The sequence below is a fragment of the Lactobacillus sp. ESL0700 genome (genome assembly GCF_029392095.1).
Lineage (GTDB): Bacteria > Bacillota > Bacilli > Lactobacillales > Lactobacillaceae > Lactobacillus.
This window is the reverse complement of sequence record NZ_CP113930.1, coordinates 140,595-162,932: the sequence shown is the minus strand read 5'-3', so window position 1 is coordinate 162,932 and position 22,338 is coordinate 140,595. Positions and strand designations below refer to the sequence as shown.

22 protein-coding genes, 2 pseudogenes and 1 riboswitch are annotated in these 22,338 nt (G+C 39.9%); of the genes and pseudogenes, 8 read left to right on the top strand and 16 right to left on the bottom strand.

All coding sequences use genetic code 11. The features are described 5' to 3' along the window. Positions 1-7 precede the first annotated feature (7 nt). Both OZX63_RS00830 and OZX63_RS00825 read left to right on the top strand, forming a co-directional pair. On the top strand, positions 8-451 hold the full coding sequence (locus OZX63_RS00830; RefSeq protein ID WP_277143785.1) for a LytTR family DNA-binding domain-containing protein: 444 nt from the start codon (positions 8-10) through the stop codon (positions 449-451). Continuing rightward, on the top strand, positions 448-909 hold the full coding sequence (locus OZX63_RS00825; RefSeq protein WP_277143783.1) for a DUF3021 domain-containing protein: 462 nt from the start codon (positions 448-450) through the stop codon (positions 907-909). Before OZX63_RS00830 ends, OZX63_RS00825 begins: the two co-directional genes overlap by 4 nt. Before the next feature lie 517 nt (positions 910-1,426). Here OZX63_RS00825 and OZX63_RS00820 read toward each other — a convergent pair. Together OZX63_RS00820 and OZX63_RS00815 are read right to left on the bottom strand one after the other, a co-directional pair. After that, the gene (locus tag OZX63_RS00820) at positions 1,427-1,738 is read right to left on the bottom strand and encodes a DUF2178 domain-containing protein (protein WP_277143781.1); all 312 of its coding nucleotides are present in this window, start codon (positions 1,736-1,738) and stop codon (positions 1,427-1,429) included. Beyond that, positions 1,735-1,938: a helix-turn-helix transcriptional regulator gene (locus OZX63_RS00815; protein ID WP_277143779.1), complete on the bottom strand. Its 204-nt coding sequence runs from the start codon at positions 1,936-1,938 to the stop codon at positions 1,735-1,737. The genes OZX63_RS00820 and OZX63_RS00815 overlap by 4 nt, the downstream gene beginning before the upstream one ends. Before the next feature lie 163 nt (positions 1,939-2,101). Between OZX63_RS00815 and OZX63_RS00810 the strand changes: the two genes are divergently transcribed. Both OZX63_RS00810 and OZX63_RS00805 read left to right on the top strand, forming a co-directional pair. Then, a complete protein-coding gene (locus OZX63_RS00810) occupies positions 2,102-3,109 on the top strand; it encodes a choloylglycine hydrolase family protein (protein WP_277143777.1) in 1,008 nt (335 codons plus the stop codon). 402 nt (positions 3,110-3,511) lie between these two features. Then, positions 3,512-3,835, top strand: a complete 324-nt coding sequence (locus tag OZX63_RS00805) for a hypothetical protein (RefSeq protein WP_277143775.1) — start codon at positions 3,512-3,514, stop codon at positions 3,833-3,835. A gap of 111 nt (positions 3,836-3,946) precedes the next feature. Here the strand turns inward: OZX63_RS00805 and efp are convergent, their stop codons facing one another. Both efp and coaA read right to left on the bottom strand, forming a co-directional pair. Beyond that, complete coding sequence (gene efp, locus OZX63_RS00800; protein WP_277143773.1) at positions 3,947-4,519, bottom strand: elongation factor P; 573 nt, start codon at positions 4,517-4,519, stop codon at positions 3,947-3,949. A 120-nt stretch (positions 4,520-4,639) separates the two neighbouring features. After that, a complete protein-coding gene (coaA, locus tag OZX63_RS00795) occupies positions 4,640-5,554 on the bottom strand; it encodes a type I pantothenate kinase (RefSeq protein ID WP_277143771.1) in 915 nt (304 codons plus the stop codon). A gap of 95 nt (positions 5,555-5,649) precedes the next feature. Here coaA and OZX63_RS00790 point away from each other — a divergent pair, with 95 nt between their 5' ends. Further along, on the top strand, positions 5,650-6,210 hold the full coding sequence (locus OZX63_RS00790; protein ID WP_277143769.1) for an SGNH/GDSL hydrolase family protein: 561 nt from the start codon (positions 5,650-5,652) through the stop codon (positions 6,208-6,210). Between the two features lie 41 nt (positions 6,211-6,251). Here OZX63_RS00790 and OZX63_RS00785 read toward each other — a convergent pair whose 3' ends face one another. Next, positions 6,252-6,698, bottom strand: coding sequence for a GNAT family N-acetyltransferase (locus OZX63_RS00785; RefSeq protein WP_277143767.1), 447 nt, complete (start codon positions 6,696-6,698; stop codon positions 6,252-6,254). 14 nt (positions 6,699-6,712) lie between these two features. After that, on the bottom strand, positions 6,713-9,007 hold the full coding sequence (gene helD, locus OZX63_RS00780) for an RNA polymerase recycling motor HelD (RefSeq protein ID WP_277143765.1): 2,295 nt from the start codon (positions 9,005-9,007) through the stop codon (positions 6,713-6,715). A 151-nt stretch (positions 9,008-9,158) separates the two neighbouring features. Here helD and OZX63_RS00775 point away from each other — a divergent pair, with 151 nt between their 5' ends. From OZX63_RS00775 to thiW, 3 genes are all read left to right on the top strand, one after another. After that, positions 9,159-9,770 carry a matrixin family metalloprotease gene (locus OZX63_RS00775; protein WP_277143763.1) on the top strand — a complete coding sequence of 204 codons (612 nt, stop codon included), beginning with the start codon at positions 9,159-9,161 and terminating at the stop codon, positions 9,768-9,770. Between the two features lie 23 nt (positions 9,771-9,793). Beyond that, the gene (locus OZX63_RS00770) at positions 9,794-10,438 is read left to right on the top strand and encodes a histidine phosphatase family protein (protein ID WP_277133174.1); all 645 of its coding nucleotides are present in this window, start codon (positions 9,794-9,796) and stop codon (positions 10,436-10,438) included. 55 nt (positions 10,439-10,493) lie between these two features. Continuing rightward, positions 10,494-10,583, top strand: a riboswitch (TPP riboswitch). A gap of 55 nt (positions 10,584-10,638) precedes the next feature. Beyond that, positions 10,639-11,151, top strand: coding sequence for an energy coupling factor transporter S component ThiW (gene thiW / locus OZX63_RS00765; RefSeq protein WP_277143762.1), 513 nt, complete (start codon positions 10,639-10,641; stop codon positions 11,149-11,151). 79 nt (positions 11,152-11,230) lie between these two features. On the opposite strand, the gene OZX63_RS00760 is transcribed toward thiW, so the two are convergent. The 10 genes and pseudogenes from OZX63_RS00760 to OZX63_RS00715 all read right to left on the bottom strand — a co-directional run bounded on the left by OZX63_RS00760 (position 11,231) and on the right by OZX63_RS00715 (position 22,333). After that, the gene (locus OZX63_RS00760) at positions 11,231-12,181 is read right to left on the bottom strand and encodes a sugar-binding domain-containing protein (RefSeq protein ID WP_277143760.1); all 951 of its coding nucleotides are present in this window, start codon (positions 12,179-12,181) and stop codon (positions 11,231-11,233) included. Positions 12,182-12,356: 175 nt separating this feature from the next. Next, entirely contained in the window at positions 12,357-13,061 is a 705-nt protein-coding gene (locus OZX63_RS00755) for an ABC transporter ATP-binding protein (RefSeq protein WP_277145073.1), read from the bottom strand. Positions 13,062-13,066: 5 nt separating this feature from the next. After that, positions 13,067-13,846, bottom strand: a complete 780-nt coding sequence (locus OZX63_RS00750) for an ABC transporter ATP-binding protein (RefSeq protein ID WP_277145070.1) — start codon at positions 13,844-13,846, stop codon at positions 13,067-13,069. After that, complete coding sequence (locus tag OZX63_RS00745; protein ID WP_277143758.1) at positions 13,846-14,808, bottom strand: branched-chain amino acid ABC transporter permease; 963 nt, start codon at positions 14,806-14,808, stop codon at positions 13,846-13,848. The genes OZX63_RS00750 and OZX63_RS00745 overlap by 1 nt, the downstream gene beginning before the upstream one ends. An 8-nt stretch (positions 14,809-14,816) precedes the next feature. Beyond that, entirely contained in the window at positions 14,817-15,695 is an 879-nt protein-coding gene (locus OZX63_RS00740; RefSeq protein WP_277143756.1) for a branched-chain amino acid ABC transporter permease, read from the bottom strand. A gap of 29 nt (positions 15,696-15,724) precedes the next feature. Continuing rightward, positions 15,725-16,858: an ABC transporter substrate-binding protein gene (locus tag OZX63_RS00735; RefSeq protein ID WP_277145069.1), complete on the bottom strand. Its 1,134-nt coding sequence runs from the start codon at positions 16,856-16,858 to the stop codon at positions 15,725-15,727. 632 nt (positions 16,859-17,490) lie between these two features. Then, positions 17,491-18,228 (bottom strand): amino acid ABC transporter ATP-binding protein, encoded by a 738-nt coding sequence (locus OZX63_RS00730; RefSeq protein WP_277133165.1) that lies wholly within the window; start codon positions 18,226-18,228, stop codon positions 17,491-17,493. Then, positions 18,225-19,583 (bottom strand): annotated as a pseudogene (locus tag OZX63_RS00725) (ABC transporter substrate-binding protein/permease); the annotation flags it as partial. The pseudogene OZX63_RS00725 and the gene OZX63_RS00730, both read right to left, overlap by 4 nt. Before the next feature lie 87 nt (positions 19,584-19,670). Continuing rightward, positions 19,671-20,315: pseudogene (locus tag OZX63_RS00720) on the bottom strand (transporter substrate-binding domain-containing protein); the annotation flags it as partial. Between the two features lie 209 nt (positions 20,316-20,524). Then, a complete protein-coding gene (locus tag OZX63_RS00715; RefSeq protein WP_277143754.1) occupies positions 20,525-22,333 on the bottom strand; it encodes an ABC transporter permease in 1,809 nt (602 codons plus the stop codon). Positions 22,334-22,338: the final 5 nt, after the last annotated feature.

The following is a 22,338-nucleotide window of genomic DNA, read 5'->3' as shown; positions in this document are numbered from 1 at the left end:
TAATGCCATGCTTGTAAAATTTAACCTAAATCCTAAATTTCAACCAACTTGGATTGCTATCAATACAACTGAAAAAACCGCAAAATCAGAGAGAATGGCTGATGCAATTGCCCATCTTGTCAACGACTGGCAAATTCAAGGAACTGCTGCGGGCAAAATCAAAATGATTTCACTTTACGAAATCACTCGCTTTTACACCCAAAATAAGCATGTTGTCTGTGAAGTCGGCCAGCAGGTTTATCGGATTAAATCCAGAATATATGAACTGAGCGAAAGATTGCCACCCGACACTTTTATCCAAATCTCTAGCTCCGAAATTGTCAGCATCGCAAGCATTGATAGTTTAGCCTTAACTAAAACTGGAAGCTATCAAGTTAACCTGACCAATGGTGAAACGACCTTTACTTCCAGAAGGTACATGCAAAAATTAAGAAAGGAATTTTTAAAATGAAGTTATTTAAAAAGATTTTACGTTATGGTTGCTCAGGAATACTATCAGGAATTGCCATTGGCTTCCTTGTGGCTCTCTCATTTAATCTCGCATACCAAACCACCGATTTCATCCCGTCAAGTACGCCATTTATCGACCATTTTCATTCCGTTACTCTTGCCACACTAATTTCCGCAATTTTCTGGGCACTGATGGGCTTTCTAGGTGGCGCATCCTCCCTAGTCTTCGTGCAGGAAAAGTGGAGCATCACTAAGCAAACGGTCATTCACTTCATTGTGATGTTTGGTCTATTCACACCTTTAGCCATTTTAGCAGGCTGGTTCCCATTAAACTTCCTGTGGCTGAGCCTTTATACTATTACTTTTATCATTGTTTATGCACTTATCTGGTATACATCAATGCTTAAAGCTAAAAAGCAAATCGCTAGGTTGAATGAAGTAATTAAAGAAAATAAGTAGTCAAGCTCTAGTTAAAGTATTGAGCTTTAAACTATTGCATGTTAAAATAATTACGAATAAAAAGAGTCGCGTAAACACGACTCTTAATATAAACATGTAGTTTTCGCTATAAGAGCGGTAACTACTTAAGATATTTTTTAATAAATCCGTCAGTTTTCAGCTCTGGACGGATTATTTTTTTGCAAGGAATTTTTTCCAAGCTGTAATTAAACTATTGATTGCAGTAATTAAATTAGTTAATGAATTAACAAATTGAGTTAACTCATTAAGCAAATTGATTAATACTCTAAAAATTAAAGCAACAATAGAATAAATCACAATAAAGATATTCATAGAATACCCGACTACTCCTTTCCTTTAAGAGATTGGAATATGGATCCATTAATACCATAGGCATCATCTTCTTTCAGAAAGCAAGCAGTCACCGCCCTTAGGACTTTACTACATGTTCTATATGATTATATCTTAATGATAATTATTAAGACAAGAAAAAATTAATTAATCAGTACATTTTTATTTATAATTGATGGTCATACATTATCAGTAAAACTAATTTCAATACGTAAATTACAAAGGGCAATGCAACGCAATAACCTACCAGTATTCTTCTAAGTTGCTGGCCATCAAGCGGAATATTTAAGATAACAAAGACCATTGCAATGGAAACTGCCAATACCACATTCAAAGTCAAACTGTTAGCCTTAGCCACAATTAACTGCCAGCGCTCATCATTTTTGCGCTTCTTAGTAATACACGTAAAATACACCAAAAAGCTAACACCAATTAAAGAAAAAACTCCCCATAAAATATCTTTAAGCATAATATTCATTTTTGCTCCTCCTGATAAAAAACATCAGTAATTGATAATTCAAAAGCACCTGCCAATTTAAACGCTAATTCTAATGAGGGCATGTATTTATAGCGCTCAATCGAAATCACTGCTTGCCGTGAAATACCAACTTTATCCGCCAATTCTGCTTGGGTCCAATTCTTTTGTGCTCGTAACATTTTAAGATTATTTTTGATCAAAGTAACCTCTCCTTTACAAAATGTAACTAGTTGATTACATTAATAATATAATCATTCAACAATAAATGTCAATAAGCTATTATTTTACAACCACTGCTTGAATTGTCCCCCTAAAGCTTATATAATCTTGGAAATACATCAATTAATTTACGGAGGAAAATCAATGATTGGTTGCAGTAGTTTTACATTAGAAACGAAGGACAAAAAGCACTTTTTGTCACGAACAATGGACTTTATGATGGAAATGGCTGAACAAGTCATCTACACCCCCATTAATAAAACTTTTAGCGTTGCTTACAGCGCTAATCAAGAAATCACCAGTAAAAGAGCCTTTCTTGGTTTAGGACAAATTCAAGATTACGATCATGCACCTGTAACTTTTGATGGTGTTAACGACCAAGGCGTCATGGGCGCGACCCTTTACTTCCCCGGCTATGCCAGCTACCATGAAAAGGCTCAAGCTGGAACCTGGGCAGTATCACCCGACAAGATAATTTCTGTTATTTTGTCACAAGCTAGCAACTTAGACGATGTTGCCGAGCTTTTCCAAAAGCAAATCACCATCGTTAATGACGCTAACCCAACACTTAAGGCTGTCTCGCCACTACACTTCATCTTTTCAGACACAACTGGTGCAAGCCTGATTATTGAGCCTGAAGAAGATGGTGTTCATATCATCAAGGATTCAATTGGTGTCATGACCAACAGCCCTGATTATCATTGGCACGAAACTAATTTACGTAATTACCTGTCTGTAACGCCTCATCAACATGACGACGTTAACTTTTTAGGTAAAACCTTAAAGCCATTCAGCCAAGGTTCTGGAACTTTTGGCTTGCCCGGTGACTACACCCCAGTTTCTCGCTTTGTCAGAACTGCCTTTATGAAAAACAATGTGGAGCAGCCAGCTGATGAACTCGCAGCTGTTAGCCTTGCTCATCATATGCTGGAACCTGTTAGCATCCCGCGCGGCATCGTTGTCACACCAAATTCAACCTTTGACTATACCTGTTACAGTGCTTATATTTGCGCCGAATCCAGAAGTTACTATTATTCAACTTATAACAACCAACGGATTAGATGCGTGCGCTTAACACCAGACTTGTTACAAGAGACTGATTACAAGGAGTTCAAAGTCAATCCTAAAGAAGATATTGAATATCAAAATTAATAGCAAAAAGCTGTAGTTATTGAAACTGCAGTTTTTTTGTTGTCAATTAATCATAAAACGTATGAACAAGACCAATAACAATTATCATGCTAAAATTTTATTTATGGTATAATTTTAGCAGAATAAGTAATATATTTCGTCATGTACGAAGTAGAGTGTGCATGCAAGTTTGACCACTTGTAAGGTACCGGGAGCAGCCTTAATTGACTGCTTTTTTTGTTTCTTTTTAAAAAGTCTTTAAGGTCACGAATAGATAAAAAAATATTATAAATAATTGCTAAGAAGTATCTATCGTATAAGTCAATTGTCAATTACTAATTTTTAGATATACTACAAAAGTGCTAAACTGTAGCTAAATAACTAAATATTTATTTAAAACTATTAATTAAAAGGAATAGAGACATGAATAAATTTTACAAAAAGTTACTAGCAGCAATTACTACCTTTTTAACCATTTTTGCACTAAGTAGCGGCACAGTTAATGCTGGCAATTCTACTCAAGTAAACCAATCTAACAGTGCAACGATTGTTAAAGCAGCCAGCCACCGTACAGCTAAACGAAGCAATCGCAAAACTTATACTGTTTATATTGCTACTATGCATGGCAAAAAATATCATTCTTCACGTAATTGCCGTACTTTGAAAAGGTCTCGCGGACATATTAAAAAGATTTCTCTTAGTCGTGCGAAAAAATTAGGCTACACGCCTTGCAAAGTTTGTTATTAAATTTATAACGAAAAAAGCGATAACTCAAAAAGTTATCGTTTTTTGTATATTTAATTCAAAAAAAGTAAAAAGCTACAGTCAACTTGACCATAGCTTAATAGTTATATTATTTTACTTGCCGCCTTCGGCTCTTGACTTGTAAATTCCACCATCAGTGTTAATTACTAAGTCCTCGCCTTCGGTGATAAAGTCAGGCACTTGAACAACCAAGCCTGTTTCCATTGTGGCTGGTTTACCCGAGCCAGTAACAGTTGCGCCTTTAATTCCCGGCTCAGTCTGCGTAACCTTCATAACAACTGTTGATGGTAATTCAACTCCCAACAGCTTACTGCCGTTAGCGAATTCTAGCTGAACTTCAATATTAGGAATTAAGTAGAGCTTGTCATCACCCAATTGGTCGCTGGAAACTTCGTATTGCTCGTAAGTTTCAGTATCCATAAAGGTATAAATATCACCTTCATTATACAAATATTGGGCATTTTTCTTCGTAATATCAACTAGGTCAACCTTTTCCGTTGGCCGCATTGTCTTGTGGACCACTGCACCACTTTCGACATTACGCAAGTCCATTTGCATAACTGTATTACCTTTGCCGGGCTTGTGGTGGTTAGCCTTCAATACGCGAATCAGTTTGCCATCTTGACTAAAAACCATACCTTTTTTCAAATTAATTGCTTGTACCATGTTTATACTCCTTTAAATTTCAAAAATATTTAATGCCTAAATTCAAAGTCATTCACGCTGGAGGCAAAGCGAATTTTTCAATTAATTGTAAATAAATCTTCATATTCTTAGTATAGCAAATTAAAAGTGTCTAAGGTAGATTTGATCGATTAAATGTCCAGCAGTTTTATGCAAAATCAAACTTGCACGCTGCTTAGTTGGGGCAATATATTCACGTAAATTAACCAGATTCACCATCTGCCAAGTTTCTTGAGCTAATTGCAAGGCCGCTTCGCGAGGGCCATTAGCCATTTCATAATAAAAGTTATTGGGGTTATTTTTATTTAGTTCCAGCACCCTAACAAAGCGCTGCATGAACCACTTTTCAATCAGTTCTTCTGCGGCATCGATATAAATTGAAAAATCAAAAAAATCACTGGTTACAATTTGGCCGTTGGTCGGCAATTGCAACGTGTTAATCCCCTCAATAATCAAAATATCTGGCTTTTTAACATGGCCGTATTGGCCCGGCACAATATCACTCAACTCTTGTGAGTAGAGCGGATAAACAATATCATCTTTACCAGATAGGACATCCTGCAAAAAGTTAGTCAACAGACTCATGTTGTAACTTTCAGGGAAGCCTTTGCGATCAAAAATATTCCGCCGCTTCAGTTCCTGATTAGAATAAATAAAGCCGTCGGTCGTCATCAAGTGCACCCGCAACTCGGGATAAGTTCGACTTAAGAGCACCTGCAATAGCCGTGCCGTCGTTGATTTACCAACGGCTACTGATCCCGAAATCCCAATAATAAACGGCGCCGCTGTTACTTTTTGGTGTAAAAATTCGCACTGCCGATCCTGCAGAGCGCGCTTTTCTTGGTAAACTAAATACAAATATTTTGTTAAGCTGCCATAGATTTCACGCACATCAGTTAAATTAACAACGTCGCCCAAAGATTTGATTTTTGCCAGCTCATCCTGGCTAATTTTGACCTGGTTACCCGCGGAAAACGACGCCCACTGATCCCGATTAAACTGCAAATAATTTTTCATTTAATTGTCCTTCAATTCGTTTTCTTCTATTATAAAGTAAATAAATATTAGCACCAAAATATTTTGGCTTTAATCAAAATGAAAAGAGAAACTATATGAAAAATATTATTTTATTCGGCGATTCCTTATTCAACGGCTACCGCAATGGTCACGACACTAACTTAATTACTAATGGCTTACAAAAAGCTCTTGGTAGCGGCTTCCACGTAACCAATTTTTCCCAGAGTGGGGCGACGACTGCCGATGGCTTAATGCGGCTGCCACTGATTGACGACAATGCCGACCTAGTTGTCTTAGAATTTGGCACTAATGATGCAGCATCAGATTGGGGCATATCAAGCAGTCGTTACGAGCATAATTTAGAAAAAATGATTACGGCAATTGACGCTAGTCGCTGCGTACTAGTCGGACCTTCTTATCCTAACCCTGATAACAAGAACATCATGCAGTTTTACACTGCAGCTAGCCTAGCTCGCTACAATGAAATTGCACAAAAGCAGGCACTGCAGCACAGCATCCCGTTTATCGATTTAATTGCTAACTTACGCAACTTACCCCAGCTTGCTTCTTATTACCAAGCTGATGGGCAGCACTTTTCCGACTTAGGTAACGACCTTCTAATTAATCTGGTAGTTAACGCAATTAAAGAAAAATAAGCACACAAAAACTCACGTTAATCCACGTGAGTTTTTTTCTATTATAATTCGTAAGACATCATTACGTGCTTAATGCCAGCCTCAGTAAAGGGCTCGCCCACCACTTGATAACCCAAATAATCATAAAATGGCTTAGCTTGCCACTGAGCATGACAATACAAGTGGTCAGCGCCACGCTTTTTCAGGAAATCATGCACCTGGGCCATCATTTGACTGCCTAGCTTTTGTCCACGTGCCGCCTTGGCAACTGCAACTCGGCCCAACATCCACTTGCCATCTTCTAGAAAAATCCGGCAGACAGCTAGTGCCATCGTCTTGTCCTCATTTAATAAGTAAACTTGGATAGCCGTTAAGTCTTCATCGTCTAATTCCGGCACCGTAATCTCTTGTTCGGTTACGAAAGTGTTAATCCGTAAGCGAGCAATACAAAACATGTCGCGACCCGACATGTCATCAATTCTTTTAAAAGTGAATTTTTCCTTCTCCACGAGCAATCTGCCTCCTATTTTTCTTCATATGTTTGCGGGTCAACCGCTAATAGCGGACTCTTCTCCCCTGTATAAATCAAATCGAGCTTGTACATTGCGCGTGAAGTAATCGTGTAGACCAGTTGAATTTCATCTGCCTGATTGTAACTCGCCTTAGAGGCATCCCACATGACAACGGCATCAAATTCCAGTCCTTTAGCCAAGTATGACGGGATAACCAGCGTGCCGTCAACCAACCGCTGGTTAGCAGTCGCAATCAGTGTTGCCTTGATGCCATCTTCTTTCAGCTTTTGACTGACAAACTTGGCACTTGCCAAATCCTTAGTGATAACTGCTGTTGTCATTTTGCCAGCAGTATTAGCTTCCAGAACTTGCTCTAAAACCGCAATTGCTTCAGTATCATCCTTGCGGCCCCACAATGCCGGCTTTGGTCCCTGACGGTTGAATGATTCAATCTTTTCGCCTTGCCGTAAAATCTGCTTGGTAAAGTCGGTTAACTGCTTAGTTGACCGGTATGACTTGGTTAGTTGCACCACCGCCGTCTTTTCTGGGTCAAACAAGCCACTTATCTGCTTTAACAGACTGCGACTTTCATCTTTAGTAAAAATCGCCTGGTTCAAATCGCCGAGCATCGTGAATTTTGCCCGCGGGAAGTTATACTTCAAATAACACAATTGAAATGGCGTATAATCCTGAATTTCATCAATAAAGGTGTAACGCATCTCATAATTAACGTGGCGGCCGGTAATTAAATCATACAGATATAAATATGCCGAAACATCATTCATGTGAATGTAATGCTTCATAAAGCTGGCCTTCACGTCTTCTACGTGCTTCGCCCAATCAGTGGCACTAATCTGCCACTTATTAAGGTCGGTCATCTTTGGAACTGCCCGCAAAAAGCTCAGGTATTGTGCACGCATATTGATAAAATTATTGTGTCGAATTTGCTGGTAAACCTTGCCTAAGGCCTTAATTACAATCTTGCGGCCCAAGAATTTTTCTTCTTTTTCTTCGGAATCAAATTCTTGGTCTGGGCGGTCATAAAGAGCATTCAACTGCTCCTTACTCAAGCTTTCAATTGTTTCTGACACCCAGGCCTTTTTAGTTTCCGCATTAATCTTGCGGTTAAGCGTCTTAATCAGTTCTTCACGCGTTGCGTCAATTCGATTACTTAAATTATAGTTAGAATTGTATGAATAGTAAATCTCATTTATTTTATCTTTAGCAAAAAACGGCCGCTTCTTGTTCCGGAAAAAGATGTCCTTAAAGACAACGCCGCGCTTATTCAAGTGCTTGGCATAACGCGTTACCAATTTAAAGAAAGCCGTCGAATCCTTAAACTTACCGATTGCCGTATCCGCATTTTGATCCTCAAATTGATCAAATAGGTTTTCCACGTTCATTCCCGGCAACCGCCGAGCCACAAACTGCCAATAAGTCATTTGGACCATATTTTGTTCACCCATTTCTGGAAGGACATTTTTAATATAGTCATTAAATAATTGGTTAGGACTAAACATAATTACATCGCTACTGGTCAAATTTCCACGATAGCGATAGAGCAAATACGCAATCCGCTGTAAAATTGCGGAAGTCTTACCTGACCCAGCAGCCCCTTGGACAAACAACAAATCAGCACTAGTATTTCTAATGATCTTATTTTGCTCACGCTGAATTGTCGTCACAATTGACTTCATTTGCGTGCTGGACTTTTCTCCCAGCACCTCTAAGAGCATCTGATCGCCGATTGACTCATTGGTATCAAACATGTTTACAATCTGACCATCTTCAATCATAAACTGGCGCTTCTTTGTCATATCAACGGTAATCTCACCATCTGGTGACAGATACGAAACTTGCCCCAATTTGCCATCATAATAAATGGAAGAAATCGGCGCCCGCCAATCATAAATTAAAAAGTGATTATCCTTATCCGCAAACGAACCTAAGCCAATATAAATCGTTTCCGGCTTTTCATTGCCTTCTTTAAAATCTACCCGGGCAAAGTAAGGCTTTTTTTCCAGTCGCTGAACAGTACTGAGCTGCTTAGCAGAATGTTGCCAAGCATTCTCACGTTCATCAAGCAGTTGCTGCTGCTGGTGAATAGAAAGGGCCGTTTCCATTGAGGTCGAATAACCATCATAATCTAACCGAACATCATCGAAGAAATGCGAGTTTAAGTTACGCGCTTCACCTTCAGCCGACTTAATCGCCGCAGTTAATTCTGCCCGCCGCTCTTTAATCATCTTCAAGATGACATCGAGATGCTTCTGTTCAAACTGTTTTTCATCCATCGCTTTTACCATAAAGTCACCTATTCTTCAAAACTTGCATACTATTTTAACACGAAATGAACTTAATATATAATTCTTGGGGCTCATTTACTAAGATTATTAAAAAGTGGTGAAAAATGATGAATTTACTTCTATAATCATCTGTATTGGGGATGATTTTATCATGGAAAAGTTTTTACATTTTTTACGTAAATTATCTTGTGCATTAGTGGTTGTTATTTCCCTAGGCAGCCTTTATGTATCGGCTATTAGTCCTGTTAACACGCCAAGTCAAGTGGTGTTAGCTAAACATCCAACTCGAAAAACCGCCAAAAACTCGGGCAAAAACTGCCATTGGCCAAAAAGGACTGCCAAAGTATACATTAACTTAGGCAATAATCCCGAATTAACGCAGGCTACTCAAGATGCCATTAGTGCTTGGAACGATACCGGTAGTTTCACTTTTACCCAAACTAGTAAAAAGAAACAGGCGCAAATTACAATTGGGCCATCGTTTGACCCAGACACTAAAGCTACAGGCTTGACAGGTATTACTTACAATCCCAAGACTAAGCAGCTTTACAAGGCTAAAATAAAATTAAATGTTTATTATCTATTAAATCCTATGTATGATTATACTTATCAGCGGATTATCAACACTGTCGAACACGAGTTAGGCCACGCGATTGGTCTTAACCACAATAAGGGCAAGTCCGTTATGTATCCTGCCGGCTCCATTTACCCAATTGAGCCGCAAGATGTCGCTAAAGTTAAGCAAATTTATCATCATAGATAATTAAATTGAAGGAGTAAAAAGTAATGAAGCGAATTTATATCGTCCGTCACGGACAAACTTATATTAACCGGTACAACAAGATGCAGGGCTGGTGTGACACCCCTTTAACTGAGGACGGAATTGCCGGTGCTGATAAGGCAGGAGAAGCACTGAAAAATGTGCCGTTTGACATCGCCTTATCCAGTGATTTGAAACGGGCAAGCGACACCTGCGACATTATCATCAAGCACAATGTTAACCGTGATGAAATCCAACATATTGCAACGCCGCTGTTTCGCGAACACTTTTACGGCTACTTCGAAGGAATGGACAGTGACATGGCTTGGCAAATGATTGGCGGGCCTCACGGTTATAAGAACCACTATGACTTATTCAAGAATGAATCAATCGATACGGCAACCGATTGGATTAAGGAAGCCGATCCGTTTCACGATGCCGAAAACGCCAAGGAATATTGGCACCGCGTTGACCAGGGCTTCGACTTAATCAGCCAGCTTGATGGGGCCGAAAATATTCTGCTAGTAACGCACGGCTTTACCATTCGTAGTATCGCTGACCGTTTTGGTGATTTTGATGTTAGTGAGGGGCCACGTAACGCGTCAATTACCATCATGACCATGAGTGACAAGCAAAGAAAAGTTACTTCATACAATAAAATGAAACTATAATTTACCGCTTTCTTTTATATTGTTGAAAGCGTATAATCAAGATTAATATTTATTAATAAAGTCTATGGGGTGCGTTTGAGCTGAGATTAAACCCATGAACCTGATCTGGACAATACCAGCGCAAGGAATAGGCTAATTAAGCTAAATCCCGTTCGCTATGGTGCGAATGGGATTTTTTGTATGGCTAGTTGGGAGTTAAAATGACTAACAAAGGGAAACAAACGGAAAAACTTACTATTTTGGCAATTATGATTGCGCTGGATGTGGTATTGTCCCCAATCTTTCGCGTGGAAGGGATGGCACCGATGTCTAGCGTAATCAACGTGATTGGTGCCACGATGCTAGGGCCAGTTTATGTAACCATCATGGCCACTTTGTGCGGGATTATCAGAATGTTAATCATGGGCATTCCGCCGCTGGCTTTAACTGGTGCCATCTTCGGTGCAGTATTAGCTGGAATTTTTTACAAAATAACCGGCAAAGTCTGGGCAGCTTGCCTCGGTGAAATCATCGGTACTGGAATCATCGGGTCGCTCCTTTCTTATCCGGTGATGGTCTTGTTTACCGGCAGCACTAACAATCTTTACTGGTTTGTTTACACGCCGCGCTTTATTGGCGCTGCCATTATCGGCTCAATTGTTGCCAGCATTGTTTTATTAAAATTAATCAAGGTAAAGCAATTTCAAAAAATCCAGCAACTATTTTTCAAATAAATTAAAACGGCAGTTCTTTAACAGAACTGTCGTTTTTGGGCTATAAAAATAAGTTATTGACCCACTATTTAACGCCTGATCATTGATAGGTAAGTAATTCCTGCCCAATTGCCTGGTCTAAAATAAGTTCGTTGGGATAGCCAGCCTTAATCGCGGCGTAAACGACTGGCGTCTTTAAAATTCCACTGGCAACTAAAATCGAGTGGTCCTTTGATTTTAAGTCCTTTAATCCTATGCCGACAGTCCGTTCATCAAGCTCGCGGCTAACAATGTCGCCATTAGAATCAATAAAGTGCGAGATGACTTCGCCCACTGCCTTTTCTTGCAGCTGCTTTTTCTGTGATTTATTAAAATACCCTAGCTGAAACAGCAATAAGTCCTTGCGCACCGCGCCGACACTATAAACGGCAATATTAGCAGCGCGGCCTAACTGCAATGCCTGATTAATAAAGTGATCTTTTTCCACGATTTCCTTAGTAGTTTTATTATCAAAAAACGGCGGCAGCGGCAAGAAGTGGGCAGTTGCACCAAGAGCAGCAGCAAACTCAGACACACTCTCATCTGCATACGTCTCCTCGTTATTGATATTTACGCCGCCCTGGAGTTGGACAACCTGCACGTCGGGAACAACTTGCTTTTCCAAGCTACTTGTTACCATATGAATTGTCCTGCCCCAGTCCAAGCAAACAATATCATGTGGTTTAATTAGCTGCTGCAAATATTGCGCAGTATATACCCCCACACCTTTGAGCGCCGTTAGTTCACCATTAAAATTGCTGGGAACAACTGAAATTTTACAATTAAACTTTTTCGATAATTGTTCACTTAAACGATTACTATTAATTAATGGATTAGAAATTTTAATCTCGACGATGCCTGTTTCACGGGCCAATTTCAATAGTCGTGAAACTGTCGGCCTTGAAAGCCCAACCTGGTGTGCGATCTCGGATTGGCCTAAATCTTCTTCATAATAAAGTCTGGCAATGGCCGCACTCTGTGCCAGTTTCTTTTTATTATATTTATCAGCCATATAATTCTCCATTATTATATTTACTATCATTGCAGTTAATAAATTCAAGTTTATTCGGCTTGATAATTTTACCATAATCCTGCTTAAAATTAACAAATATATTAAAATATAGTGTTACATTGCATACAAATAGGCATTCACCATTACGGTTGAATGCCTATTTTCATCTGCTAACTTAACCGCCAAAGTAAACTCGTTGAACATCAGGATTAGCCAATAATTCTGCACCTGTACCAGATAATTGGACATTGCCAGTTGCCAATACATATCCGCGATTAGCAATGGCTAGTGCCTGCTTGGCATTTTGTTCAATCAATAAAATTGTCGTTCCTCTTTGGTTTAATTCCTTAATAATTGTAAAAATCTCTTGGATAAACAGCGGTGATAAACCCATTGACGGCTCATCTAGCAAGAGTAATTTGGGCCTTGCCATCAATGCTCGCCCCATTGCCAGCATTTGCTGCTCACCACCGGAAAGGGTAGCCGCATCTTGATTTTTTCGTTTCTTTAAAATAGGAAAACGAGCAAACACCTCATCGTAACTCTGCTTTGTTTGCGACCTGTCACGGGCTAAAAAAGCACCCATTTGCAAATTTTCCATGACTGTCATTCCTGCAAAAATATGTCGACCTTCGGCAACCTGTGAAATTCCAGCGGCCACAATTTGTGGTGCCTTCTGGTGTTCAATCGCCGCACCTTGGTAAATAATTTCACCATCCTTGGGTTTTAACAGACCAGAAATTGTTTTAACAATGGTTGATTTACCAGCACCATTGGCACCAATTAAGGTTACAATTTCACCCTTTTCAATTTTAAAGCTGACGCCTTTGACCGCTTGAATGACGCCGTAATTAACCACTAAATTTTTCACTTCTAGCATTGCCATTACTCGTCACCTTCTCCCAAGTAGGCCTCGATTACCTTTGGATTAGCCTTAATTTCTTCTGGTGTCCCAGTTGCCAAAATCTGCCCTTGGTCCAAAACATAAATTCGCTGCGCCAAATTCATCACTAGCGACATATCATGTTCAATTAGCAAAACCGTAATTTTAAATTCTGTTTGGATATGCTTAATTAATTGGGTTAAATCCGCCGTTTCTTCTGGGTTCATCCCCGCAGCCGGCTCATCTAAGAATAAAATTTGTGGTCTAGTAGCTAATGCCCGCACAATTTCCAGCCGTCTTTGAGTTCCATACGGCAAATTTTTAGCCAGCGTATTAGCATTTTCTGTTAAGTCAAAGATTGCCAGCAGCTTTTCTGCTGCTACTCGCATTTCGCGCTCTGTTTGATAAAAATTGGGCAGTCGCAGAATAGCTGTCATAAAGCCTTCATGATACTTATTGGTCATCGCCGTTAAGACGTTATCCATTACCGTTAAATCTTTAAACAGGCGAATATTTTGAAAAGTTCGCGACAAACCCAAGTCTGCAATCTTCGTGGCACTTGCCTTGGTTAAATCATAGTTCTGCGAGCTTTTATTCAGTGCGATTTTTCCACTAGTTACCGGAATCATCCCCGTTAAAAGATTAAACAGTGTCGTTTTACCAGCACCATTTGGTCCGATCAAGGCCACTAACTCTTGATCATCAAGATGCAGCGAAACATCGTTAACCGCCGTCAAACCGCCAAACTTGCGGACAACATGGTCTACTTGTAATAAGTGCATCATGATCTTGCCTCTTTCTTTTTCGTAAACCGAGCAAACAAGTTTTTAAAGGAAAATTCCCAGTTGCCCAGCAGCCCCGACGGTTTAAAAATCATAATTAAAATCAGAGCAATCGCATAAATAACCATTCTTAACGAACCAAAATTCTGTAAGACTGTGTCTAAAACACCTAAAACAGTCGCTGCCAAGAAGGTGCCTGTCATACTGCCAACACCACCCAAAACAACAATTACTAAAATCGAGATTGATTCCATAATGCCAAAGTCACTTGGTGCAATAGTTTGTAAATAAGAAGCGTGCAGACTGCCAGCAATTGCGGCCGTCGCACCACCTAAGACAAAGGCAGCTAGCTTCCACTTAGTTGTATTAATTCCCATTGCGGAGGCCGCAATTTCATCCTCACGCACTGCCTTAATGGCTCGGCCATCACGTGAGCGAATAAAGTTCAGTAAAATAACGGTCGTGATGCAGACCAAAACGTATACTGTTGGCCATGAACACAGCTGGGGGATATTAAACATCCCACTAGAACCACCCGTGATTTTTAAATTGTTAATGACATTGCGAATGATCTCGGCAGCGCCTAAAGTTGCAATTGCCAAGTAGTCGCCCTTTAGCCTGATAAACGTTGCTGTCCCAATAATTGCGGCAATAATCGCAGCTAAAGCTATCCCAACAAACAAGGAAATAATGAAGCCCATTTCTGTACTCCAATATTGTGTAATAATTGCGGTGGCATACGCGCCAATTGCCATAAAGCCGGCATGCCCTAATGAAAATTGCCCACTAAAGCCTATAATCAGATTCAGACCTGTTGCCAAAATAATGTTAATGCCGATTGTAACCAACATGTTTTCAATAAAGGTATCAATCACGCCGCCTAAAATCAGGACATCAATTAGGGCAAAGCCCAAGACCATCACAGCCAGCCACGATAAGATATATTTTAAATTAGCTTTCATACTGCCACCTAAACCTTTTCTTCAGTATTTTTACCAAAAATACCAGCTGGTAAGAAGAGTAAAATTACAATCAAGACAAGGTAAACAACCGCATCTTTGTAAGCTGACAGGCCAATTGACTGGAAGAAGGTTTCCAAAATACCAATCAAGAAGCCCCCTAGACTTGCTCCTGGAACTGACCCAATACCACCTAAAACAGCGGCAACAAAGGCCTTAATGCCCGGTGTCATCCCCATTAACGGGTCAATCTGGTTGTAATACATGCCAATTAAAATTCCGGCAGCACCCGCTAGAGCCGAACCCAAAGCAAAGGTAAACGAAATCGTGTGATTAACATTAACACCAACTAATTCGGCTGCTTCTGGATCAACCGAGACTGCCCGCATAGCGCGACCCATTTTGGTTTTCTTAATAATTAATTGCAGTAAAACCATCAAAATCAGGGCTGTTACCAAAATCAATATCTGAATATTTGAAATTAATACCCCGCCCAAATTGTAGTTGACCTGCTCAATCACTTGGGGAAAGCTACGTGCATTTGACCCTACCAAGTAGGACATGCCGTTTTCTAACAAAAACGACACCCCAATTGCCGTAATTAAAACCGCAATCCGCGGCGACTTGCGTAATGGCCGATAAGCAAAGTATTCAATCACAACACCAGATAGCGCACCAACAATCATTGCCGTGAGCAGCGCCGTAATAAAATTAAAATGCCAAAGACTGATTACATAGTAGGCCGCAAAAGCGCCAAGCATGTATATGTCACCGTGAGCGAAATTGATTAACTTGATAATACCGTAAACCATACTGTAGCCGAGCGCTAATAGAGCATAAATCGACCCGAGTGATAAGGCATTGATAATCTGCTGTAAGACTGTTTGCAAATTGGATCGCCCTTTCTAAAGATAATAAATTATTCGATACTAAATGAATTGCTTACTTTGCCATCGGTCATTTGTTCAATTGCAATTGGCATCTCTGGATCATGAGTCTTGTTAACGGTGATTTTACCGGTAACCCCATCAAAGTCTTTGATCTTAGCAAGACCAGCTGCAATTTTGACAGAATCATCGGACTTTTCGTCCTCAATTGCCTTCTTAACCATATAAACCGAATCATAAGCTAAAGCCGAGAACGTTGGCGCTGTTGTGTGGTAACGTGCCTTGTAAGCATTCATAAATTTAACGGCTGTTGGGTTTTTAGCTGCAACATGAACTGAAAATGGTGTGGTGTAGTAAACGTTAGTTGCGTTCTTGGCACCGGCAATTTGTGCGAGCTTCGGGTCAGCCATACCATCACTACCGATAATTGGTACCTTAATGCCCATTTGCCGTGCTTGCTTAACAATTAAACCAACTTCGGTGTAATAGCCTGGAACATAAATCGCGTCAATTTTCTTTCCTTTAAATGAAGTCAACACTGCATTAAAGTCTTTATCACCTTCGGAATAAGTCTGACTATCGACAATCTTGCCTTTGAAAGTTTGCTTGAATGCCTTAGCTAGTCCTGTACCATAATCACTTGAGTTATCGGCATATACCGCCACACGTTGCGCCTTTAACTTATTTTCTGCAAAGCGAGCGGCACTGCGTCCTTGGAAATTATTCTGAAAACATGCCCGGAACACAAACGGTTGCACCTTGCCATTCTTCTGCAGCGTATAACCCGGATCGGTCGCTGACGGACTAACACTCGGTACGCTCGCTTTAGTCAAATTAGGAATTTCCGCTGTCCCAGCATTAGTTGTAGCCGGCCCCACAATTGCGGCCACCTTATCCTTAGTGGTCAATTGTGCCGCTACCGAGGCCGACGTTGCGATTGTTGTCTTATTATCACGAATAATTAGCTTAATCTTTTTCTTATGACCATTGACATTAATACCACCAGCACCATTAATCTGCTCGGCTGCCAGCTGAATCCCTTGCTTTTGGGCATTACCATAACCAGCTGCTGTCCCAGACAATTCCATGTTAACCCCAATCTTGACCGTTTTATTGTCTTGGTGTGTGCCCTTGCTTGTATTCTTAGCAGCACCACAACCAGCCATCATTAAGGCAATTGCGCCCGCTGATATGGCGCCCATTATTCGTTTAGTAACTCGTTTCATTTTTCTCGCTCCTTTTTCTAAAATTACCAACTTAAAAACCTCATTCAACTTAATGAATGAGGTTTATCCTGATTAGTTAAGCCCCATTCATTAAGACGCAAACTAGGGCTTAACTTATAAAATTACTGAGAAAGTAATTACTTAAGTTGAGTCCTCCCGCGCAACAACAAGGCAAACAAATTTTGAGCGGCATTTATCTTAATGTTTTGCTTAATAAAGTTTTCGATTTTCATTAAAAATACCTCCTTAAAATTCATTTATATTTAATAATTAGTATTATATGAAACATAGTAGCAGGTGTCAAGGCTAATTTAATTAAATAAACTAAAGACACAAAAATAGTAATAATTAGTTTCACCTTGAGAAAATTATGATATACTGGCTTTATAAGTATTATAATAGTGAGTATCCATTGTACTCACAACTCAAAAAGCATTATCAAGGTGGAGCTTGATAATGCTTTTTTTTACACTCTTAATGAGCGTTTGAGTATCCTATTTTTATCTAGATTATAAGCATTACAAAAAGGCAAACCTCTATACGAGATTTGCCTTTTATATTTATTAAATTAATTAAACGTTCAGTACCTTATCTAAGAAGTCCTGCAACCGCGGATTTTGCGGATGGTCAAACATTGCTTCTGGCGTACCTTGCTCCAAAATTTTCCCATCAGCGACAAAGACGACACGATCAGCAACTTCCTTGGCAAAGCCCATTTCGTGAGTAACAACAACCATTGTCATCCCCTGTTTAGCCAGCTTCTTCATTACGGCTAAAACATCGCCAACCATTTCTGGATCAAGTGCCGACGTCGGCTCGTCAAAAAGCATTACGTCAGGATTCATTGCCAGTGCCCGAGCAATTGCCACCCGTTGCTGCTGACCACCAGACAACGATTGGACTGTGGCGTCAAATTTATCTGCTAAACCAACGGTTTCGAGCAACTTTTTAGCCTGCTTATCAGCAGCGTCCTTATCTAACTTTTTTAATTCAACAGGAGCTAGCATAATATTGGCGCCAACCGACAAATTATTAAACAGGTTAAAGTGCTGGAACACCATGCCGATATTCTCGCGCACCTTGTTCATGTCCGTTTTCGGATCAGCAATATTAATCCCGTCAACAATGACCGTACCCGAAGTTGGCTCCTCAAGCTTGTTAAGTGTCCGCAACAGGGTACTCTTACCCGAACCAGACGGCCCGATAATAACGACAACCTCATTATCGTCAACAGTTAAGTCAATATTTTTTAAAACCTTGTTACTGCCAAAGTTTTTAACTAAATTCTTTACTTCTATTTTCGCACTCATACATTTGTCCTCTTTTGTACCCAATTCGATAACCAAGTCAGCAATGTAATAATAATTAGGTAGATCACCGCAATAATTGTCCAGACCTTAAAGCCCTCTAGGTTCCGTGCGATAATAATTTTACCTGTTTGCGTCAATTCCAAAATACCGATAATGGATAAAATCGACGTATCCTTCAGAGTGATAATAAATTGGTTGATAAATGACGGCACCATTATCTTAATTCCTTGCGGCAAGATAACTTTCCGCATTGCTTTACCAAACGGTAACCCTAGCGAACGCGCGGCTTCCATTTGACCGGAATCAACGGCCTCAATTCCACCTTTAACAAAGGCAGCAATATAAGCTCCTTCGTTTAAGGTCAACGTTAAGACCCCAGCAACAAAGGCAGGAATCTTTTGTCCAGTTAAACTTGGAATTCCAGTGTAAATGAACAAAGCCAAAACTAGTAGTGGCATGCCCCGGAAAATATAAATCAAAGTGCTAGAAAGACCGTTGCAGAACTTGTTAGGCACAACACCGAGCAGGCCAACCAAAACACCAAAAATTGTTGCAAAGATGATAGCAACAACTGTTAGCCACATCGTTTCCGCAAATCCGGATACTAATGCATCCTTATTCTGCTTGAGCAGACCAATAAAGCTGCGGTCTTCAGTGTCCTTACCATTATCAGCAACCTTTTTATTCTCAGTGCCCAAATACTTAGCAGTAATATCATCGTAAGTACCACTGGCCTTCAAGTCTTTTAGTCCAGCATTAAAGGCTGCCAATAAAGCGGCATTTTGGCCCTTTTTAACGGCAAAAGCATACGGTGCTCTAACAGCCGGCTTAGTCACAATTTGTAATTTTGTACCCTTTTTGATCGCATATTGCATTACTGGTTGGTCCTCAAAACAAGCGGCAGAGTTACCAGTCAGTACATCTTGATACATGTTGTTAGAATCATCAAATGTTGTGGTCTTAAAACCATATTTTTTCTTAATACTATTAGCGTATTGCGCGCCAGCTGTTCCCGTCTTAATGGCAACCTTTTTACCACGCAATTGCGATAATTTAGTAATCTTGCCCTTAGCAGACGTTGCCATGACAACTCCCGACATAAAGTACGGATCAGAGAAGTCAATTTTCTTTTCACGTGCCGGAGTAATAGACATCCCTGCAATCATCCCGTCAATCTGACCGGATTCCAGTGCCTGCAGCGAACCATTAAAGCCCATCGGCTTGATATTAACCTTGAAGCCCTGCTCTTGCGCAATATTCTTCAAAATGTCAATATCAATGCCGATGTACTGATTATTCGCGTTAGCAAATTCAAACGGTGGGAAAGTTACATCGGTCCCAATCGTGAAAGTTTTACCCTTCAGTGCTGGATTCAATTTACTACCAAGGTACTTGCCAACAATCTTGTTGTAAGTGCCGTTAGCCTTAATCTTGGCAAAACCAGCATTAAACATCTTAATTAATTCTTGGTGTGTACCCTTTTTAACGGCAAAACCATACCAGCCAGTATTAGCTGCCTTAGTAACAATCTTCAACTTCATGCCTTGATTAATGGCATACTGCATTACCGGCTGATCTTCAAAACAGGCAACTGAATTACCAGTCAAAACATCCTGATACATATTATCAGAATCATCAAAGGTAACTGTCTTAAAGCCGTACTTCTTCTTCAAGCTAGTTGCATATTGTGCAGCTGCGGTACCAGTCTTAATGGCAACCCGCTTACCCTTTAAATCGGCAAAACCCTTAATCTTACTGTTTTTACCAACGGCCATGACGACACCGGTCTTAAAGTACGGCGTCCCAAAGTCAAACTTAGCTTGCCGCTCCTTAGTAATCGTCATTCCGGCAATAATTCCGTCCAGCTGACCAGACTGCACAGATTGTACTGCCCCATTGAAACCAACTTGTTTAGTTTCAACTTTGAAGCCCTCTTCTTTAGCCACGGCATTAATAATGTCAATATCAATACCAACATATTTGTTATTATCATTAGCAAATTCAAATGGCGGATAAGTCACATCCGTCCCAATTTCATAGGTTTTAGCATCTGCTTTTGTCGCAAAAATGCTAAAGCACGTCAGCATTATTCCTAGGATTAACATCCCAAAAAAGCTTTTTTGCAATCTTTTGTGCATAAACTTCGCTCCCAAAATTAAAACTAAATTATATATTTAATCAAAAACAAATATACAACTTGCATTCCATATTACCATAATTATTTAGGTTAGATACCAATCAACCATCAATCTAATAAAAAAATTAAAAAAGACTGCAATCACTCGCAGTCTTTTATCTATAATTCTTTTGTCAATACGATCCGCTCGTAAAGTTTAACTGTTAATTCGTAATACAAGAAGTACAAAACGATAAAAATCAAGAATGGCAACCAGATATTGGCATATGGATTAGGTAATAATGCCTTAAATAATTTCAGGCCGAATAATACATCAATCACGCCCAAAATCCCCGGTACAAGAAACAGAATTCCTATCTCGCTGCTAATCGAGCGCCGCAAGACTCGCTCACGTGCCCCAATCTTGAAGAGCATCTTGTAACGAATCTTGTCACTAGCTGCGCCACTTAACACCTTGAACATTAATGTTGAAGCTAGCATTGTCAAAAAGGCAATCCCCAAGAAAAAGCCCATGAATTCAAATCCGCTGGCCATGCCTAACATCATTTTGTAGGCTGAGGCCTTGCTAATATTGTTAACATCACTGAAGCTCTTATTTTCTTTAACCTGCTCTTCACCAATCTTGAGTAAAATCGGATAATCCTTGTCAAAGTCTTTTACCCGAATGAATTGAACAAACTTTTGCTTTCCAGCTAAAGTCTGCCACTGTTTTGGTGAAACTAACTGAATAATTTTAGGTGTACCATTAGGCACCATCCCACCAAAAATCTCATTGGCATCTGTTCCCGGCTTCGACAATTTGTTTGTCGGCAATTGTTGTAAATGATACGTTGCCTGACCGTTTTTTTGCTCAAAATGCATCGTTTTAACCGGATGATGCTTAAATTCTGCTTGGTTAAAGTATAAATACTTAGCAGTTTCCTTATAATGATAAGTTTGCTCAGACTTCACATCTAGCTTGGCCGTTTCACGCCTAACCTGCGGTGAATCGCTGACAATTGTGCCGTCATAATAAGTGCTCATTTGCACCTGATCTTTTAAAGTATTGAAGTTTAAGCCAACGGTAATTGCTCCTAAAGCTAAAGCAAACAATAACGAAATCACCGTTAAAATCTTGGTGTAATCATGCAGGCGAAACTTCAATTGACCTAAGGTAAATAGCCGCAACCCACGATAGGAGAAGCTCTTTTTCTTTAACAACATGTTAATAACGGTCGTGAGCAGGGCGTTAAAGATGCAATATGACCCAGCAACAATTGTTACTAGTGCTACGGGCATTGTCGTAAAAATCGCTGTCGGTGGCAAACTCAATACGTAATAGCCGGCAGCTAATAATACAAGCCCTAAAACAGCTTCGATTGCATGCCAGACTGAATGATGACCCAATCTTGCTGGCTCCTGCTGCTCATGCAACAGGTCGATTACCTTGCTGCGAGTGAGCTTACGTACATTGTGCAGCGCACCAATAAAGAACAAGACAACGAAGAAAACTAACGTCCATAAAATGGCATTAGGCAAAACAACCTGAAAGTGCGTAATACTTAATCCCAAATTATGAATAAGCAGTTGTGAAACTAACGCCGTCAGACCAAAGCCAATCACAATTCCGACAACTGCAGCTAACGTTCCCGTAATTAGGGTTTCACAAAAAATCAGCAGACCCACACGTGAACTTCTTGCCCCAAGCATCATGAACATCCCGTAATCATGCTGGCGCATATTAAGCAAGAACGAATTAGCATACATTAAATACACTAATGTGATGATTGCTAATAGCACAATCCCTAAACCAAAAATGAAGCTCAGGTACTGGTATGGCGCGTTTACATCATGAGTCATAAAAGATGGATTAATCGCAATCGTCAAGAACATGTAAAAGATCATGCTGGCAACAACTAATCCAGAAAACAAGACAAGATAGTCTTTAAAGCGGCTCTTAATTCCCGTTAAAGATAATTTCCAAATCATAAAAC

Bases quoted from the DNA above. Each gene is read 5' to 3' on its own strand.
- OZX63_RS00760 (WP_277143760.1), bottom strand. From the start codon at position 12,181: ATGGCTGATAAATATAATAAAAAGAAACTGGCACAGAGTGCGGCCATT.
- thiW (WP_277143762.1), top strand. From the start codon at position 10,639: ATGACTAACAAAGGGAAACAAACGGAAAAACTTACTATTTTGGCAATT.
- OZX63_RS00820 (WP_277143781.1), bottom strand. From the start codon at position 1,738: ATGAATATTATGCTTAAAGATATTTTATGGGGAGTTTTTTCTTTAATT.
- OZX63_RS00715 (WP_277143754.1), bottom strand. From the start codon at position 22,333: ATGATTTGGAAATTATCTTTAACGGGAATTAAGAGCCGCTTTAAAGAC.
- OZX63_RS00805 (WP_277143775.1), top strand. From the start codon at position 3,512: ATGAATAAATTTTACAAAAAGTTACTAGCAGCAATTACTACCTTTTTA.
- helD (WP_277143765.1), bottom strand. From the start codon at position 9,007: ATGGTAAAAGCGATGGATGAAAAACAGTTTGAACAGAAGCATCTCGAT.
- OZX63_RS00830 (WP_277143785.1), top strand. From the start codon at position 8: ATGCTTGTAAAATTTAACCTAAATCCTAAATTTCAACCAACTTGGATT.
- OZX63_RS00775 (WP_277143763.1), top strand. From the start codon at position 9,159: ATGGAAAAGTTTTTACATTTTTTACGTAAATTATCTTGTGCATTAGTG.
- OZX63_RS00745 (WP_277143758.1), bottom strand. From the start codon at position 14,808: ATGAAAGCTAATTTAAAATATATCTTATCGTGGCTGGCTGTGATGGTC.
- efp (WP_277143773.1), bottom strand. From the start codon at position 4,519: ATGGTACAAGCAATTAATTTGAAAAAAGGTATGGTTTTTAGTCAAGAT.
- OZX63_RS00755 (WP_277145073.1), bottom strand. From the start codon at position 13,061: ATGCTAGAAGTGAAAAATTTAGTGGTTAATTACGGCGTCATTCAAGCG.
- OZX63_RS00750 (WP_277145070.1), bottom strand. From the start codon at position 13,846: ATGCACTTATTACAAGTAGACCATGTTGTCCGCAAGTTTGGCGGTTTG.
- OZX63_RS00825 (WP_277143783.1), top strand. From the start codon at position 448: ATGAAGTTATTTAAAAAGATTTTACGTTATGGTTGCTCAGGAATACTA.
- coaA (WP_277143771.1), bottom strand. From the start codon at position 5,554: ATGAAAAATTATTTGCAGTTTAATCGGGATCAGTGGGCGTCGTTTTCC.
- OZX63_RS00810 (WP_277143777.1), top strand. From the start codon at position 2,102: ATGATTGGTTGCAGTAGTTTTACATTAGAAACGAAGGACAAAAAGCAC.
- OZX63_RS00790 (WP_277143769.1), top strand. From the start codon at position 5,650: ATGAAAAATATTATTTTATTCGGCGATTCCTTATTCAACGGCTACCGC.
- OZX63_RS00735 (WP_277145069.1), bottom strand. From the start codon at position 16,858: ATGGCTGGTTGTGGTGCTGCTAAGAATACAAGCAAGGGCACACACCAA.
- OZX63_RS00730 (WP_277133165.1), bottom strand. From the start codon at position 18,228: ATGAGTGCGAAAATAGAAGTAAAGAATTTAGTTAAAAACTTTGGCAGT.
- OZX63_RS00770 (WP_277133174.1), top strand. From the start codon at position 9,794: ATGAAGCGAATTTATATCGTCCGTCACGGACAAACTTATATTAACCGG.